The 15,923-nt window shown below is 71.5% G+C and carries 14 protein-coding genes and 1 pseudogene; 7 read left to right on the forward strand and 8 right to left on the reverse strand.

Going from position 1 to position 15,923, the window contains the following annotated elements; genetic code table 11:
• Positions 1-39: 39 nt before the first annotated feature.
• Together ACH4DZ_RS03045 and ACH4DZ_RS03050 are read right to left on the reverse strand one after the other, a co-directional pair.
• Entirely contained in the window at positions 40-1,401 is a 1,362-nt protein-coding gene (locus ACH4DZ_RS03045; RefSeq protein WP_398285135.1) for a carbohydrate-binding protein, read from the reverse strand.
• Between the two features lie 251 nt (positions 1,402-1,652).
• On the reverse strand, positions 1,653-3,317 hold the full coding sequence (locus tag ACH4DZ_RS03050; protein ID WP_398285136.1) for an alkaline phosphatase D family protein: 1,665 nt from the start codon (positions 3,315-3,317) through the stop codon (positions 1,653-1,655).
• 312 nt (positions 3,318-3,629) lie between these two features.
• Here ACH4DZ_RS03050 and ACH4DZ_RS03055 point away from each other — a divergent pair, with 312 nt between their 5' ends.
• Together ACH4DZ_RS03055 and ACH4DZ_RS03060 are read left to right on the forward strand one after the other, a co-directional pair.
• Positions 3,630-3,893 carry a hypothetical protein gene (locus ACH4DZ_RS03055; RefSeq protein ID WP_398285137.1) on the forward strand — a complete coding sequence of 88 codons (264 nt, stop codon included), beginning with the start codon at positions 3,630-3,632 and terminating at the stop codon, positions 3,891-3,893.
• Between the two features lie 35 nt (positions 3,894-3,928).
• The gene (locus ACH4DZ_RS03060) at positions 3,929-4,495 is read left to right on the forward strand and encodes a hypothetical protein (RefSeq protein ID WP_398285138.1); all 567 of its coding nucleotides are present in this window, start codon (positions 3,929-3,931) and stop codon (positions 4,493-4,495) included.
• Here ACH4DZ_RS03060 and ACH4DZ_RS03065 read toward each other — a convergent pair.
• From ACH4DZ_RS03065 to ACH4DZ_RS03080, 4 genes are all read right to left on the reverse strand, one after another.
• Positions 4,492-5,139 (reverse strand): CatB-related O-acetyltransferase, encoded by a 648-nt coding sequence (locus ACH4DZ_RS03065; RefSeq protein ID WP_398285139.1) that lies wholly within the window; start codon positions 5,137-5,139, stop codon positions 4,492-4,494. The genes ACH4DZ_RS03060 and ACH4DZ_RS03065 overlap by 4 nt on opposite strands.
• A 109-nt stretch (positions 5,140-5,248) precedes the next feature.
• Positions 5,249-6,517 carry a HEAT repeat domain-containing protein gene (locus tag ACH4DZ_RS03070; RefSeq protein WP_398285140.1) on the reverse strand — a complete coding sequence of 423 codons (1,269 nt, stop codon included), beginning with the start codon at positions 6,515-6,517 and terminating at the stop codon, positions 5,249-5,251.
• Positions 6,518-6,587: 70 nt separating this feature from the next.
• A complete protein-coding gene (locus tag ACH4DZ_RS03075; RefSeq protein ID WP_398285142.1) occupies positions 6,588-8,231 on the reverse strand; it encodes a thiamine pyrophosphate-binding protein in 1,644 nt (547 codons plus the stop codon).
• Positions 8,228-9,013, reverse strand: a complete 786-nt coding sequence (locus ACH4DZ_RS03080) for a cyclase family protein (RefSeq protein WP_398285143.1) — start codon at positions 9,011-9,013, stop codon at positions 8,228-8,230. The genes ACH4DZ_RS03075 and ACH4DZ_RS03080 overlap by 4 nt, the downstream gene beginning before the upstream one ends.
• A 101-nt stretch (positions 9,014-9,114) precedes the next feature.
• Between ACH4DZ_RS03080 and ACH4DZ_RS03085 the strand changes: the two genes are divergently transcribed.
• A complete protein-coding gene (locus ACH4DZ_RS03085) occupies positions 9,115-9,708 on the forward strand; it encodes a hypothetical protein (protein WP_398285144.1) in 594 nt (197 codons plus the stop codon).
• 4 nt (positions 9,709-9,712) lie between these two features.
• Here the strand turns inward: ACH4DZ_RS03085 and ACH4DZ_RS03090 are convergent, their stop codons facing one another.
• A complete protein-coding gene (locus tag ACH4DZ_RS03090; protein ID WP_398285145.1) occupies positions 9,713-10,792 on the reverse strand; it encodes a protein kinase family protein in 1,080 nt (359 codons plus the stop codon).
• A gap of 129 nt (positions 10,793-10,921) precedes the next feature.
• On the opposite strand from ACH4DZ_RS03090, the gene ACH4DZ_RS03095 reads away from it, so the two are divergent.
• Positions 10,922-12,112, forward strand: a complete 1,191-nt coding sequence (locus ACH4DZ_RS03095) for a PP2C family protein-serine/threonine phosphatase (RefSeq protein WP_398285146.1) — start codon at positions 10,922-10,924, stop codon at positions 12,110-12,112.
• Positions 12,113-12,174: 62 nt separating this feature from the next.
• On the opposite strand, the gene ACH4DZ_RS03100 is transcribed toward ACH4DZ_RS03095, so the two are convergent.
• The gene (locus ACH4DZ_RS03100) at positions 12,175-13,188 is read right to left on the reverse strand and encodes an ArsR/SmtB family transcription factor (protein WP_398285147.1); all 1,014 of its coding nucleotides are present in this window, start codon (positions 13,186-13,188) and stop codon (positions 12,175-12,177) included.
• 392 nt (positions 13,189-13,580) lie between these two features.
• Here ACH4DZ_RS03100 and ppk2 point away from each other — a divergent pair, with 392 nt between their 5' ends.
• The 3 genes and pseudogenes from ppk2 to ACH4DZ_RS03115 all read left to right on the forward strand — a co-directional run.
• Positions 13,581-14,504, forward strand: a complete 924-nt coding sequence (gene ppk2, locus ACH4DZ_RS03105) for a polyphosphate kinase 2 (protein ID WP_398285459.1) — start codon at positions 13,581-13,583, stop codon at positions 14,502-14,504.
• 160 nt (positions 14,505-14,664) lie between these two features.
• The gene (locus ACH4DZ_RS03110) at positions 14,665-15,363 is read left to right on the forward strand and encodes an ArsR/SmtB family transcription factor (RefSeq protein ID WP_398285148.1); all 699 of its coding nucleotides are present in this window, start codon (positions 14,665-14,667) and stop codon (positions 15,361-15,363) included.
• Positions 15,364-15,428: 65 nt separating this feature from the next.
• Positions 15,429-15,920 (forward strand): annotated as a pseudogene (locus tag ACH4DZ_RS03115) (MFS transporter); the annotation flags it as partial.
• Between the last annotated feature and the right edge of the window lie 3 nt (positions 15,921-15,923).

Raw genomic sequence — 15,923 nt, forward strand, 5'->3', positions numbered from 1 at the left:
CTCGCGCCGCCGCGACCTGCGGCCGTGGCCGAGTGACCGTCAGAGACGCTGCCACAGGGCCGGCGTGAGGCGGGGCTGCCACACTCCCTGCGCCTGATGCGTCTGCAGACACTGGTACGAGACACCGTCGTAGGTCACCCGGGTCCCGACCTCGTACACCCGGCCCGTGGTCCAGCCGACCGTCCGGCCGTCCTCCGGGGCGGGCGTGCCGCTCTGGCCCGTGGCGGTCTTGAGCGTCAGACCGTACGTGGTGAGCAGCGGGTTGATCGGTTGGTGGAAGGTGACGCCGCCGGCCTTGCAGTCGCCGCTGCCTCCGGAGGTGACGCCCTGGGCCTGGGTGCCGGACAGGTAGGAACCGCCGGAGTCACCCGGCTCCGCGCACACGGTCGTACGGGTCACGCCGTTGATGTCGCCCTCGGCGTAGCTCACGGTGGTGTCGTGCTGCTCGATCGTGCCGCAGTGCCAGCCGGTGGTGGAGCCGGAGCGGCAGATCGCCGCACCCACCAGCGCCTGTACGGAGCCGGCGACCTGCACGTTGGTGTCACCCTCGCCCTTGACGGCGGGCGTGGCGGTCCACTCGCTGTTGACGCTCACCCACGACATGTCCTGCCCGGGGAAGACCGAGGCCTCGAAAGTGCCCTGGGCGACCTTGTTGAAGCCGGTGGTCCTGGCGCCCGCCTTCCCGCAGTGCCCGGCACTGGCGAACCCCTGCTGCTCCCCCTTGGTCACGGAGAAGCCCACCGAGCAGCGGGCCTTCTCGTCGATGTAGTACGCGTCACCGCCCCGCACGTCGTGCAGGGCGCGCGGCCGGTCCGCCGACACCTTGACGTCCACGAGCCGCCGGTCGATCCCGGCGGCCGCGACGAGCTTGTCGGCGGCGGCACGGCTCGTCGCCTGCACCGTCACGCGGTTGGTCCGTACGTCGACGTACCGGACCGGCGTGTCGAGGGCCTTGCCCACCGCGGCGGCGTCCAGCTTCGCCTTGGCAGTGTTGAGGTCCTTCAGCGCGTTCTTGACGACCTTCGCCTGCGCCCCGTCGGCCTTGATGGCGGCGACACCGGCGGCGTCGGTGGTGGCGACGGTCAGGCCCGCGGAGGTCGTGCCGTGAACCCAGGCGCCCGCGAAGTGCTTGCCCAGCACGTTCTGGAGCCGGCCGGCGCGGGTGCCCGCCTCGGCCTCGTTCACCAGCCGCGCCTTGGCCTGGGGGCCCGTCAGCCGCAGGTCGCGCTGCATCGCGCGCAGGACGGCGGCCGACGGCCGGTCGGCGCCGAGCGTCTGCGCGGAGGAGGGCCCCGGCGCGGGGGGCTCGGCGGCGGTGGCCACGGGCAGCCCGGTGAGCGCGAGTGCGCCGAGCACGGTCAGGGCGGTCCGGGCGGCTCCGCCGGCGTGTCTGGGGACCATCGGGTGACTCCTCGTTCTCGGGGATCTGGTGCCGCGGCATTAGACCTTGCCGACATGGGCTCAGAAAATGTCCGGTTTCCTGTGGTTCGGCGCTTCGGACGACACGAAGGACCCGCCCGGCGGAGTACCGGATGCCGAGGGGCCGCCTCACCGGGTACTGATGTCCCGCGACCGCACGCGTCCGTCCGGGACTGTCCGCGCCCATCCGGGACCGTCCGCGGGAGGAGCGGCGGCGCGGCGGACGGTTCTCGTCAGACGGGTTCGAGGCCGGGGTCGCCCGCCTCGGTCACGAAGGACGCGGCGGTCGTGACCGGTGCGCCGGGCGTCGTCACGGCGGAGACGGTCCGGTAGTCCGCCCTGGCCTTCGCACGGTCCAGGGCGACCCGCACATAACCGCGCCGCCCGTTGTAGAACTTCAGGTGCGGGTTGGCCTTCAGGTACGTGTCCCAGTTGCCGGGCTTGTCCGCGCCGTCCTTGCCGCTCGCGACCGAGGTGGCGACGATCTCCGTGCCCAGCGTCTTCGACGCCGGGTCGTCGAAGTCCTCCTTGATGTCGAAGGCGTACCCGACGTGCACGTCCCCCGTCATGACGAGCAGGTTGTCGACCCCGGCGGAGTCCGCGCCGTCGAGGACGCGCCGGCGCGAGGCCCGGTAGCCGTCCCAGGCGTCCATGGACGTCCTCGCCTCGGCGCCGAGATCGAACTTGCGCTGCGAGAAGCACACCTGTTGCGCCATGACGTTCCACAGGTTCCGCGAGGCACGCCAGCCGTCGATCAGCCACTTCTCCTGCGCCGCCCCCGTGATGGAGCGTTCCGGATCGTCCGTCTCGGGGCCGGGAGCGTGCAGCGTGTCACCGTATGCCTGGTCGGAGCGGTACTGGCGGGTGTCGAGGACGTCGAACTGGGCGAGGCTGCCCCACTGGAACCGGCGGTAGAGCTGTGTGTCCGGGCCGTTGGGCATCTGGGCGTTGCGCAGGGGCTGGTTCTCCCAGTGCGCCCGGTAGGCCGCCGCGCGCCGCAGCAGGAAGTCCTGCGGCGGGTCGTTGTTCTCGCTGATCGCGCCCGCGTAGTTGTTCTCGGTCTCGTGGTCGTCCCAGGTGACGACGAAGGGATGCCTCGCGTGGGCCGCCTGCAGGTCCGGATCGCTCTTGTAGAGGGCGTAGCGCAGCCGGTAGTCGTCGAGGGTCTTGGTCTCGCGGTTGTAGAGGTCGGGCAGCTTCCGGTCCGTGTAGTCGCGCGCGCCGCCCACGGAGTTGACGGCGTACTCGTAGAGGTAGTCGCCGAGGTGGAGGACCACGTCGACGTCGTCCTGGGCGAGATGGCGGTGCACGGTGAAGTACCCGTCGTGGTACGCCTGGCAGGCCACGGCCGCGTAGGTGAGCTTCGCGACGGCGGCCTCGGTGGCGGGGGCCGTGCGGGTACGGCCGGTGTCGCTGATCCAGGCCCCGGTCCTGAACCGGTAGTAGTACACCCGGCCGGCTTCGAGGCCTTCGACTTCCACGTGCAGGCTGTGGTTGTACTCGGGGAAGGCGACGGCGGTGCCTCTGCGGACGATCAGGGCGAAGAACTCGTCGGCGGCCAACTCCCACTCGACGGCCACGTACTGCCCGGGCAGACCGCCGCCCGGCTCGTACGGGGCGGGCGCGAGCCGGGTCCACAGCAGCACGGAGCTGGGCAGCGGGTCTCCGGAGGCCACGCCGAGCGTGAACGGATCGGTGGGGATCCGCGCCGCGTCCAGTTCCCCGGCGCCTGCCACGCCCCGGGCCGGCAGATTGGTGCCGAAGGCGAGGGCGGCAGCTGCGGCGGTCACCGTGAGGAACCGGCGGCGCCCGAAATGCCGTGCGGCGGCACGCAGTTCGGGGTCGTGTCGTGACGAGGTGTCCTGCGTCAGCGCTCTGCGACGGCCTGCCGGGGCCATGGAGGCCTCCTTTCGCGGTTGACGACACGCACAACGGACCCACCGGCTGCGTGCGACCGGGTCACAGGGCCGTAGGGCCGCATGAAGTGGATCACCGCATGTTAAACAGATAAAGCTCACAAATACGGCAGGCGCGGGACGCGCGGAGCGTCCGGACCGGACGCGAGGGGGCGGGTCCGGCCTTCCGGATTGTCAACGTCCGCTTGTCATGCCCGACTTGACCGGTTGCGGACCCCGGCGCGGGGTACGCGGAAATCCCGTACGAACACGGTCCCGTACGAACACGGGTGGACGTGGAAGGGAAGACGAGTCATGGCACTGCGAGGCAGAGCGACACCGCCGTCCGAGCTGGGCACCCTGGAGCACGGCACCAGGCAACGCGGGCAGCTGCGGGTGCGCCTCATGGACATCGCGTGGACCGCGCTGTGCACCGTCCTGGCCCTGTGGGCCGTATGGAGCGTCTTCGGCGTGGCGAACGGAGCGACCGACTGGGCCTACTGCGCCGTGGCCTGGGTCCTTCTCGCCATCGCCCTGTCCCTGCGTGTCGCGACCGTGCGCCGGCGGACCCGGGTCTGACGCGGCACCGACCGGAAACCAAGGAGTGACGGACCATGGAACGCGTCAACACCCTGCTCGGCAAACACGTCTGGCTGCAGTTCGTCCTGTCCATCCTCGTCGGCAGCGCCCTGATAGTGCTTCTGTTCCCGGGGCCCTCCGTTCTCTCCGTCGTGATCCGCACGACCGTCATCTCGGTCGGAGGCATCGCCGCCGTACTCGTCGCCCGGCGCAAGGAGAAGCGAGCCGCCGGCAGCACGGACAGCCTCGTCGTGCTGGACCGGAAGCTGCGCCAGGGTGATGTCCCCACCGATCCGGCGGAACGCGATGCCATGCGCGCGCTGGTCGCCCAGCGCCTGCACCGCACACGTCACCGCGTGCCGGCCCTGGTCTTCCTCACGGCCCTCTTCTGCTCGGTCACCGTCCTGACGGCCGCCACAGGCGGGCTGCGCCAGGCCATCGGCTTCGCACTGCTCACCGTGGTCTTCATCGGCTGGGGCGTCTCCAACAGCTCCCTTCAGCAGCGCCGCCTGCGCGCCATGAACGCGGCCCTGCGGAGCGACGGCCCCGCGCAGCGGCCCGACCACTCCCGGGCCCAGGCGCAGGCCCAGGCGCAGACCTAGGCCGGGCCCGGCGCCGCCGCCTCAAGGGCGTCGATGCCGCCGGACATGATGGTCCGGACATGTTCGCTGATGTGCTCGGCGGGCCAGTCCCACCAGGCGACAGCCAGCAGCCGCGCGATGTCCTCGTCGGCGTACCTGCGCCGCAGGAGTCTGGCCGGGTTGCCGCCGACGATGCCGTAGTCGGGCACGTCGTCGACCACGACGGCCCCGGAGGCGATGATCGCCCCGTGACCGATACGGACTCCGGGCATCACCGTGGTCCGGTATCCGAACCAGACGTCGTTGCCGACCACGGTGTCACCCCTGCCCGGCAGACCGGTGATCAGATCGAAGTGCTCGGCCCAGTCGCCTCCCATGATCGGGAAGGGGAACGTCGAGGGGCCGTCCATCCGGTGGTTGGCCCCGTTCATGATGAACCGCACGCCTTCGCCCAGCGCGCAGTACTTACCGATCACCAGCTTCTCCGGCCCGTAGTGGTACAGCACATTGCGGGTCTCGAAAGCCGTCGGGTCGTCCGGATCGTCGTAGTAGGAGTACTCCCCCACCTCGATCAACGGCGAGGTGACCAGGGGCCGCAGCAACACCACGCGGGGCTGCTCGGGCATCGGATGCACCACGTTCGGATCGGCGGGAACAGCCGGCATCACGGATCAACTCCTCATGGGTCGATGACGGGTCCCATGATCGCAAGCGGGCACGAGGACTTGGGCGGGAGGATCCAACCAGCCGTACGCCCAGTCGGGTTCGCCCTCGTCAGTCGGGTTCGTCCGCGTCCAGCAGCCACAGCGCGGCGGCCCGGATCTCGTCCGAGGACGCCTCGTCCGTCAGGCGGCGGAGGGCGGGGAGGGCCTCGTCGAGGCCGGCGAGGGCGTTGCATGTGCGCCAGGTCGCGTCCCTGCCGGAGGCGAGATGGGCGGTGAGCGCGTCTGCGACGGGACGGCGTTCCCAGAAGCGGAGGCCGTCGTGGACGACTTCGCCCAAACCGTCGACCGCGCCCGCACGGATCTCGGCTTCGGGATGGTCGAGAAGCGGGAGCAGCAGCCAAACGGCGTCCCATCTGCCCGCCCTGCCGACCGCCACCGCGGCGGCAGCCCTGGTAGCGCCCGGCATCGCCTCGTCGGCGAGGGCTCTGCGCAGGTGCTCCCCGGCGGTCCGGGTGCCGATGTGTCCCAGAGCGGCTGCGGCCCACCGCCCGGCCCCCGGGTCTTCGAGCCAACGCACCGCGAGGTCGGTCACCCGGCGCTCGCCCCGCCACCCGAGTCCGCTCAGCAGTAAGCCCGCGACCCGCGGGTCCCGCTCCGTCCGGAGGGTTTCGACCAGGGCGTCCCGCACCGGGGGCCGTGCCAGGTCCAACAGCCGCCGGGCCACCGCGTACCGCACCTCGGAGGACGGGGCGCGCAGTCCGGTGAGCAGCGAGTCGAGCAATCGCTTCGTGCAGTGCTTCGGCAGCATCTCCAGGGCCCGCGCCCGGGCGGCGCCCTCGCCCTCCCGGGCCGTGCGGATCACCTCCGCGCGAACGACCGGGTCGTCGCGGAACCGGTACAGCAGCATCCGGGCGCGTCCCCACACCGCGCCCTGCGGATCGCCGAGCAGCCGTGCCGACGCCGCTACATCGCCCGTCACGCCCAGCGCGTACAGGCCGACCAGGGCGTTGATCCGCAGGTGGTGGTCCGGATCGTCGAGCAGGCCCGCGAATGCCTCCGTGACCGTCCGGCCCGTCAGCTCCAGCCGGATGGCGGCGACCGAGGCCCGGCGTCGCACCCATGGGTCCGTGTCCCGCATCAGCCCCGGCAGCACGGGGCCGCCCGCCGCCGGGACTCCGAGCCGGCCGAGTCCCAGGGCCGCCGCCGCGCGCACCGCCGGTACGGGGTCACCGGCAGCCTCGGCGAGGGCTCCGGCGTGCTCGGGCCGGCCGATCCTGCCGAGGCCTTTCGCCGACGCCGCGCGTCGCTCCGGGTCCGCGTGCGGGCCGACGTCCGTCAACTCCCGTAAAAAGTGCGCGATCTGTTGTTCCGTCCCCATGGCACCCCCTGCAAGGGAGACTCATGAGACGCCGTGTGGTTGCGCTCGCGCCGCCGGGCCGCGTATCCGCTCAGTGGCCGCGGAACGCCTCTTCGAGCCACCACGACCCGTGGGCCCGGGTCACCTTCGCGTCGATGAGCAAGGGGGCGGACCGGGGGCCGGCGACCCAGTCCTCGACGGCCTTCAGGTCCGTCGGCGTGCGCACGGTCACCGCCTGGAAGCCGTGGCCGCGGGCGACCGCGGCGATGTCCGTCGGCGGGAACTCGACCGTCGCGAGGGGATGCCCGTCCGGTCCGAAGTGGTGCACCTCCGCTCCATAGGCGTCGTCGTTGTACACGACCACGACCATCGGCAGTCCGAGCCGGCGTACCGTGTCGAGCTCCGCGGCGCCCATCATGGCTCCGCCGTCGCCGAGCGCCGCCACCGCGAGCCGGTCCGGCCGCGCGAGTGCCGCGCCGATCGCGGTCGCCAGCCCCAGGCCGATCGCCTGGAACGCCTGGGTGAAACACAGGCCGTTCTCGTCCGGCACCGACAGATACATGCTCGGGTGACCCATGAAGTTGCCGGAGTCCACGCCGATCACGCGCTCCGCGGGCAGGATGTCGTCGAGGGCGATGCTCAGCGTGCGCGGGTCGATCCGCTCACGGTCGCTGTCGTCCTCGTACGGCACGTCCCGCCAGCGCACGCGTGCGGTGACGGCCTCGGCGATGTCGGTCGTCCGGTAGCCCCGCCGTTCCGCGGCGCCGCTCCTCTCCAGGGCGCGCCGCGCGGTGAGTTCCACGTCGCCGGTGACGCCGAGCCGTACCTCCCGGTGTGCGCCGAGCGCCGACGCGTCGTCGTCGACCTGCACGACGGTCGTGCCGGCGCCGATCAGCCTGCCGTGCCGCATCGTCCACATGTTCAGGGCGCAGCCCCAGCCCACGATCGTGTCCGCGGCCCCGATCAGCTCGGCCGCCAGAGGTGACGAGAAACCTCCGGACACGTCGAGCGACCAGGGGTTGCCGTGGAACAGACCGCGCGCCACGGCCGATGTCGCCAGCAGGGCCCCGTAGCGGTCGGCGAGCGCTTCGAGGGCGGCCCGCGCTCCCGGTGAGCGTGCTCCGCGGCCGGCCACGAAGAGCGGCCGCTGTGCCTGTTCGAGGACGCGCACCAACGCCGCCACGTCGTCCGGCGACGGCGCCACCGCCTCCCGTTCCCCCGGCGGTGCCGCCTGTGCCAGGGCTCCGTCGGGAACGTCCAGGGACTGCACCGGCAGAGGGACGTTGAGCAGCACGGTCCGCCGCTCGTGCACGGCCCGTCCGACCGCCGCGCAGGCCTGCTCCACCGCGTGCTCGGCCGAGGTGATCCGCAGCGGAACCGCGCCCACCGCCCGGGCCAGCGCCTCCTGGTCGACGTGGAAGTTGGACCTCGGTTCGGTCACCTCGGCCGCCAGCACCAGCAGGGGCGTACGGCTCTTGGCCGCCTCGGCGATGCCTGTCATGGCGTTCGTGAGACCGGGTCCCTGATGGACACTCAGCGCGGCCACGGTGCCGCTCATGCGGGCGTACGCGTCGGCCATGGTCGCCGCTCCGCCCTCATGGCGTGCGGCGACGAAACGCGCGCCCGCCGCGACCATGGCGTTGGTCAGATGGAAGTTGCCCGATCCGACGACGCCGAAGACCTGGCCGACCCCGGCCGCGTACAGCGCCCGTCCGACGGCCTCGGCGGCCTTCATGAGCGCTCCACCAGGGCGAGCACCCGGGCCGGGGAGCCGGAGCCCGAGACGATGGGCAGCGGTCCGGCGACGACGACGGAGCCGGTCGGGGGCAGCGCCGCCAGGTTCTGCAACTGGGTGAGCCCGTACTTGTCACTGCCCATCAGGTACGAGTGGCACGGGAAGGCCGGGTCGAAGGTGTGCCCGCGTCCGGCGTCGGTGCCCACCGTCTCGACGCCGAGGCCGATCACCGGCGACTCCTCGGCCACCCAGCGGGCACACTCCGGCGACAGGCCGGGGGTGTGCGGGCCGTTCTCGTCCGCGTTCAGGAACGCCTCCTTGGCGTGCGAGCGGGCGTCCCACCCCGTCCGCAGCAACAGCCAGCCGCCGTCGGGCAACGGCCCGTGCTCGGCCTCCCACTGCCGCACATGGGCCACCTCCACGAGGAAGTCCGGGTCCTTCGCCGCCTCGGCGGTGAAGTCCAGCACCGCGGCCGGCGCGACCAGCCGCCCCGCCGGTACGGACGCCACGTCGGCGAGGTCCCTGCCGGTCACCCAGTGGTTCGGGGCGTCGAAATGGGTGCCCGTGTGCTCGCCGCTGCGGAAGTTGTTCCAGTACCAGGCCGGCCCCCGGTCGTCGTACCTGCTGATCTCCTCCAGGGTGAACACCTGGGTCTGGCCGAACTCGGGCGGCAGCTGGAGCACCGGGGTCGACGACGACAACGGCACGGTGAGGTCGACGACCTCGATGGACCCTCCTCGCAACCCGGCCACCAGCGCGGCGAGAACGGACGGCTCGGACATGCGGCCTCCTCGTACGGCGGAAGAACTGACAGCATGGCAGCCGGGACCGACAGTCGCTCCGGTCCGACGAGCGGAAGGCGGGTGGAGACCCAGTGCGCGCGATGCCCAGGAGCACGACGGCGGCGGCCGTGTTCGCGGCCACCGTACTGAGCCTGGCCGGTTGTTCCGCAGACGGCGGCGAGGACGCGGCGCGGCCGTCGGATCCCTCGGCCGGCGCCACGGCCTCTCCTTCCGCCTCCCCGCCCGGCGAACTCCCCAGCCCCACCCCGCCCTCGCCCTCGCCCCCTTCCGTGACGGACGCGGCCTCCGCCTCGGTCACGGCTCCGGCTTCCGGGAGCCCGTCTCCGGTGCCCACGGCCGGACGGCGGCAGAAGCTGGTGACCATGACCGTCAGCGGCGGCTTCGCCGGTGTCCGACAGGAGGTGATCCTGCGCGGCGACGGCACCGTCCGCACCAGCGACGAGGGCGACACCGAGGTACGCCGCGCCAGCGCGGCCCAGTTCGATCAGTTGCGTACGCTGCTCGGGGACCCGGCACTGGACGACGTCCCCGCGTCCACCGTGGACAAGGGCGCGGCCGACCTGTTCCGGTACACGCTGCGGTTCGACGGCCGTACGGTCGTCACGGACCGCTCCGCCGAGCGGCCGCCGCTCGACCGGCTCATCGACGCCCTCGGCGCGTGGCTGCCGGTCTGACGGCTCAGACCGGTGAGTCGCCGGACACGTCGCGGACCGCACCGATCCGGTGAAGCTCCTTGAGCGGGTACGGCGTGTGCTTGCTCTCGTCCGTGAGCCGGCGGATGAAGTCCGCCATCACCGCGGCGAGCGGCGCGTCGCGGGTGAGGAGTGCCGCGACCCCCGCCGGAACTCCGGTGGGACGCTCGCCCTCGGCGTACGCCCGCACCTGCGCCGCACGCCTGTCCCTCCCGTACAGGGCGGCGACCAGCCAGTTCACCAGATAGCCGGCCGAGTAGCAGCGGTCGTAGCCGCGATGCCGGTCGAAGAAGGCCCGCTCCTCCGGTGACAGCTCGAACCGGGAGGAGAGGGCGAGTCCGTAGTCCGCGAAGTAGAGGCGCTCACCGTCGGTGAGGATGTTCTCGAAGTGGGTGTCGAAGTGCAGCAGCCCGCGGCTGTTCATGAAGGAGGTGCCCGCTTCCAGGCCGCTCTCCACCATGGCGCAGGCCCGGTCGGCGGCCTCGTCACCGGCGGCCAGCTGCCGCCCCAGCCACTGGTGCAGGTTCTGCGGGACGTACTCCAGGAACAGCGCGATGCTCGCCGAGGACCGCCGCAGGGCGTCGATGCGTCGGCGCACCGCTGCTCCGCCGCTCTCCCAGCTCGCGGCGGCCCGTTCCATGTCGGCCAGTTCCCCGAACAGGGGCGTCGAGTCCGGCAGGACCCGCCAGTGGTGCGTCAGGGGAAAGCCGTCGTACTCGCCCGCGAGCACCCAGTTCGTCGTCATCGTGTGCACGGCGAGTTCCCGCCAGGCCCCGAATCCCGGCCCTCCGACGCCGTACTGGCTGAAGAGCGGCAGTTCGAACAGGTTCGCCGTGGACCGTGTGTTCCCTGGTTGCCGTTCGAGGTCGGTGAGGGGCACCCGCTTCACGAAGACCCGCGTTCCGGCGACCTCCAGCAGGGTCGTCCTGCCTCCGATGCCGGTACCGGTCGTCCCGGCGGCGTCCAGGAGTTCCTGGAGCGCCCGGTCACTGAGCAGGGCCAGCGCCGTGGAAACGGCTCCATGGGCCGTGAGTCGCGCACTCCGGCCCGTACCGCCACGCTTCACCGCTGACTCCACTCCGATCGACCCCGCCCACGCTCGGATGCGTGTTCGAGAACGCCCCCGTGACGAGTCACATTAAGTGAGGTCCAGGAAAGTCGGGGCAGAAGGAACGGAATCCGATGGGAGGTCGTCGTGGATGGTGGAGATCTGGAACTGGGTGAGCTGTTGGCCTCTGCGGAGGCCGCGCCACCCGGCGAGTCGGTCGACGTGGTGGCCCGCAACCTGCAGAAGCGGTTCGGCGCCGAGCACGTGTCGTTCCTGTTCGTCGACCTCATCGGCCACCGGCTCGTACGGCTGACCGCGGCAGTCGAGGACGAGGCCGCGGAGCGGACCGAGCCGATCGCCCTGCAGGGCAGCGTGCACGGCATGGTGCTGCGGAGCCAGCGCCAGCACGTGGAGGCGGACGATCAGGGCAACCAGCGCATCATCACGCCCGTGTCCAACCGCGGGGACTGCCTCGGCGTACTCGAAGTCACTTTGCAGCACGCGGACGACACCGTGCTGAGACAGGTCCGGGAGGCGGCACACGCGTTGGCCTACATCATCGTCACGGACCGCCGTTTCACCGACCTGTACCACCTGCGCCGGCGCACCACCGACACCAGCCTGGCCGCGGAGATCCAGCACCAGCTGCTTCCCACGGCGTCCAGTTGCGAGTCGTCGCAGTTCACTCTCGCCGCGGGGCTGGTCCCGGCCGACGACATCGGTGGCGACACCTACGACTACACCCTGGACCGCGACACCCTGCATCTGTCGATCACCGACGCCATGGGCCACGACACCGATTCCGCTCTGCTGGCCACGTTGCTGCTCGGTGCGCTGCGTGGGGCCCGCCGCAGTGGCTGCGACCCGGTCAGACAGGCGCAGCAGGCCCACCAGGCACTGCTGAAGCACAGCCGGGGTCTGGCCACCGGGCAACTGCTGTGCATCGACCTCGCGTCGGGTGTCTGCCGACTGGTCAACGCCGGTCATCCCTGGCCGATGCGGCTGCGCGACGGGGCCGTCGAAGAGATCGAACTCGCCGTCAACCTGCCGTTCGGCGTACCGGCGCCGATCCCCTACCGCGAGCAGAAACTGCACCTGCGGGCCGGAGACCGGCTGATACTGCTCACCGACGGCATGCAGGACCGCGGTGCCGCCGCCGTCGATCTGGCCGGGGTCGTCCATGAGACCCGCGCGCTGCATCCCCGGGAAGCCGTGCGGACCCTGACGGCCGCGGTCTCGGAGGCCTGCCGGGGCAACCTCAGCGACGACGCCACAGTCCTGATCCTGGACTGGCACGGCAACCGTGCTCCGGCCCGGGAGACAGCCGCGGCGAGCTGACGACGTACGGCCGCGGACGGTGTCTCCCGGCCCGCCACCCCTTCACCGGACCGGCCACCCCTTTACCGGACCCTCCGCAAGGGCGCCTGCGGGATCTGCCGGTGGCCGTCGAGCAACGCGCTTCCGAGCGTGGTGGCGCTGTGATGCACACTCTGCCCGCGGCGCTGCGTGACGATCAGGCCCGAGTCGCGCAGCGCCGCCGCGTGCTGCGAGACCGACGCCGGGGAGACCACGAGCCGCCGGGCCAGATCGCTGGTCGACCCGCCGTGGTCCGCGACGGCCGCCAGCACCTCGGCACGGGTCTTCCCGAGCAGGGCGCCCAGTGCCTCCCGGGCCTCGGGGCCCCCGCCGTCATCGGCTCGCGACCACCCGAGGTCGTGGGCGACCGGGTAGACGACCACGGGAGGAAGACCGGGATCGCGCAGCGTGATGGGCGCCCGCCAGCAGAAGAAGGAGGGCAGCAACAGCAGCCCGCGGCCGTCGAGCCGGATGTCGCGGTCGTAGGCGCTGGCCACGGTGAGGACACCGGGCTGCCAGCGCAGGGAGGGATGCAGGGTGGACAGCATGCCCTCGGTGCCCCCGTCCAGGAGCGCGCGCACCCGGACTGCGCGATCCGCTTCGATCGAATTCCTCACCTCGGCCCAGTACGGCCGCAGCGCGACATCGAAGTAGCCGCGCAGGGCCGCGCCGAGGCTGCGCATCGCGTCGGAGCCCGCCTCGGCCAGCGACAGGGTGCGCGCCCCGAGGTTCCGGGCCGCGGCGAGACGGGCGATGTCACGCCTGAGCCCGCCGCGCGGGGTGGACAGAACGGCGTCGATACCCGTTTCGAGTCCCCCTCGATCAGGCGCGGGAGTGAGGAAGTCGGCTGAATATCCGCGGGGCGGCGCCAGATCGAACAGCAGCCGGGTGCTGCCGGGCAGGCGGTTGCGGATGCGCCGCTTCCACGCCCCGAAGACAACCGATCCGTCGTTCCCGCCGAGCAGATGCAGGCTGAGCAGCAGCTCCCACATGGGATCCGGGCCGCCGGCCATCCGGATACGGGCCATATCCGCGTCCGTGAAGTGGAACTTGAGCATGGTTCCCCCGTGTGCGTTCCTTACTTGATTCGTCCCGTACCCACTTAAGAGCCGCCAGGTGAGACGGGAGTTGCACGAGGGCCGGTAACCGGGCGTGCAATGGCCGGATCCGTTCGGCCCGTCGTCAGTGGCGGCCGGCGGCCGGTGGAGGCGGGTCCCGCCGTGATGGAGCGCTTGGTCGGGGTACTGGGCACACGAACATCCGGGACGGGCGGCCTCGACCGTCCCGCACGGCGCCGGGCGCTCGGTCGCATGCCTGCCGACGGAGGCGGGAGTCGTACGCCGGTCCGTCGGCGGGCGCGGCTGCCCGGGCTACGAAGGGACCACATGTGGCTGATCCTCTGAACGCGCCGGCCCTCGACGGCGGAGACGCATCGTCCGTCGAGGCGGAGTTGCTGGCCGGGCTGCTGGTGAACGAGGAGCGACCCGAGCAGCCGGTCCTCCTGGACGGCGAGGGCAAGCCTCTCGACACCTGGCGCGAGAACTACCCGTACGAGAAGAAGCTGCGCCGTCAGCCGTACGAGCGGCAGAAGCGGATACTGCAGATCGAACTCCTCAAGCTGCAGAAGTGGGTACGGGACACCGGCCGGCGGGTCGTCGTGGTGTGCGAGGGACGCGACGCGGCGGGCAAGGGCGGCACCATCAAGCGGTTCACCGAACGGCTGAACCCCCGCGGCGCCCACGTGGTGGCACTGGACAAGCCCACCGAGAAGGAAGCCGGGCAGTGGTACTTCCAGCGTTACGTCCCCCATCTCCCGGGAGCCGGCGAGATCGTCTTCTTCGACCGGTCCTGGTACAACCGGGCCGGGGTCGAACGCGTGATGGGCTTCTGCACCCCGGCCGAGTACCGGCTCTTCCACACGCAGGCGCCCATCTTCGAGAAGATGCTCACCGACGAGGGCATCGTGCTGGTCAAGTTCTGGTTCTCGGTGTCGCGCGGTGAGCAGCGCACCCGGTTCGCCATCCGCCAGGTCGACCCCGTCCGGCAGTGGAAACTGTCCACCACCGACCTGGCCTCCCTGGACCTGTGGGACGCCTACACGGAGGCCAAGGTCGACATGTTCCGCGCGACGGACACGCCGTACGCGCCATGGACCGTGGTGAAGAGCAACGACAAGCGCCGCGCCCGCCTCGAAGCCATGCGTCATCTGCTCCTGCTCTGCGACTACACGGCGAAGGACGAGAAGGCCGTCGGTACGGCCGATCCGCGGATCATCGGTTCCGCCAACACCCTGCTGGAGAGCGGCGAGGAACCGACGGACCTCTCCCCCACCCCGCTGTCCCACCACGCCGAGGGTCCCGGCCGGCACCCCTAGAGCGACAGCGCCACCCCTGGGAGCGGGCGGACAGCGGCGGCCCGTCACCGCAAGAGGTCATCGCGAAGGGGCACCGCGAAACGGCACCGCGAAATAACCGCAAAGGGTCCTTCGCAAAGAAGTCTTTGCGAAGGACCCTTTGCGGTCTAGAGTGCGCGGTATGCCTGAATCCGACGCGACACCCGCGACACCCGCGACGCCGCAGCGCCCAAGTGCCCACCAGGACACGGCCGTTCTGGACGCCAAAGGGCTACGGGCCCTCGCCCACCCGGTCCGGGTGCAGTTGCTGGGGCTGCTGCGCAAGCACGGCCCGTCGACGGCCACCCGCCTCGCCGAGCGGCTGGGAGTGAACTCCGGCACCGCCAGTTACCACCTGCGCCGGCTCGGAGACGCCGGTCTCGTCGAGGAGGACACCGAACGCGGCAACGCGCGAGAACGCTGGTGGCGGTCGGCACACAGCAGGACGTGGTTCAACGACCACGATCTGGCCGAGCGGGAGCCGGAGGCGACCCTGGCCTATCTGCAGTCCGTGGCCGCCCTCTACACCGCACGCACGGAGCGGGCACTGGGCGAGCTCCAGACCATGCCCCGCGTGTGGCGGGACACCTTCGACATGAGCGACTGGGTCCTGCGGCTGACCCCCGCGGAGGCCGCCGGTCTCTACGAGGAGTTGCGCGGTGTCGTCAGCCGCTATCGCCAGGACACGCCCGAGGCGGCGACACCGGCCCCCGAGGGAGCCGAACGGTTCTCCGTGATCACCCACCTACTGCCGGAACCGGGTACGTCCGCGGCCGACCCGGACCCGGACCCGAACCCGGATCCGGCCTCGGCCTCGGCCTCGGCCTCGGAGAAGCCGTGACCGGCACCGCCCCGGACATGGGCTCGGACACGGACCACTTACCCGGCAAGCGCGCGTTACGGCCGCTGGGCGGAGTGCTCACCGCCATGGCGATCTCGCTGACCGGTACGCGGATCTCGGCCATCGCGCACCGGCTGAGGCGCCGGGCGGTGTTCTTCGTCGGATTCCTTCTCGCCGGGGCACCGAAATTCCTGGCCCTCGCCTCCGGCGCGCCGCTGGGTGCCGTCCTCGCCGTCTTCGCCGTGAGCGGGCTCGGCGCGGGCTTCATCAACCCGATCATCGGCGCAGTCCTCTTCGAGCGCATTCCACGCCCGCTGCTGGGCCGCGTCAACGCGCTCGGCGACTCGCTGGCCTGGTCCGGCATCCCCCTCGGCGGGCTGATCGCGGGAGCGGCCGTGGCCGCCGTCGGACCGGCGCCGGTGCTGTTGGCCGGCGGGATCGCGTACTTCCTCACCACGAGCCTGACCGGACTGCGACCCGAATGGCGCGCCATGGATCGCGCCCGCGGGAACACGCGCGAGCGCACCAGCGACCTCGCGAGAGACCGACCGGGCTGAGCT

The organism is Streptomyces sp. NPDC017991 (assembly GCF_044328075.1).
In the GTDB taxonomy this organism is placed as follows: Bacteria; Actinomycetota; Actinomycetes; order Streptomycetales; family Streptomycetaceae; genus Streptomyces.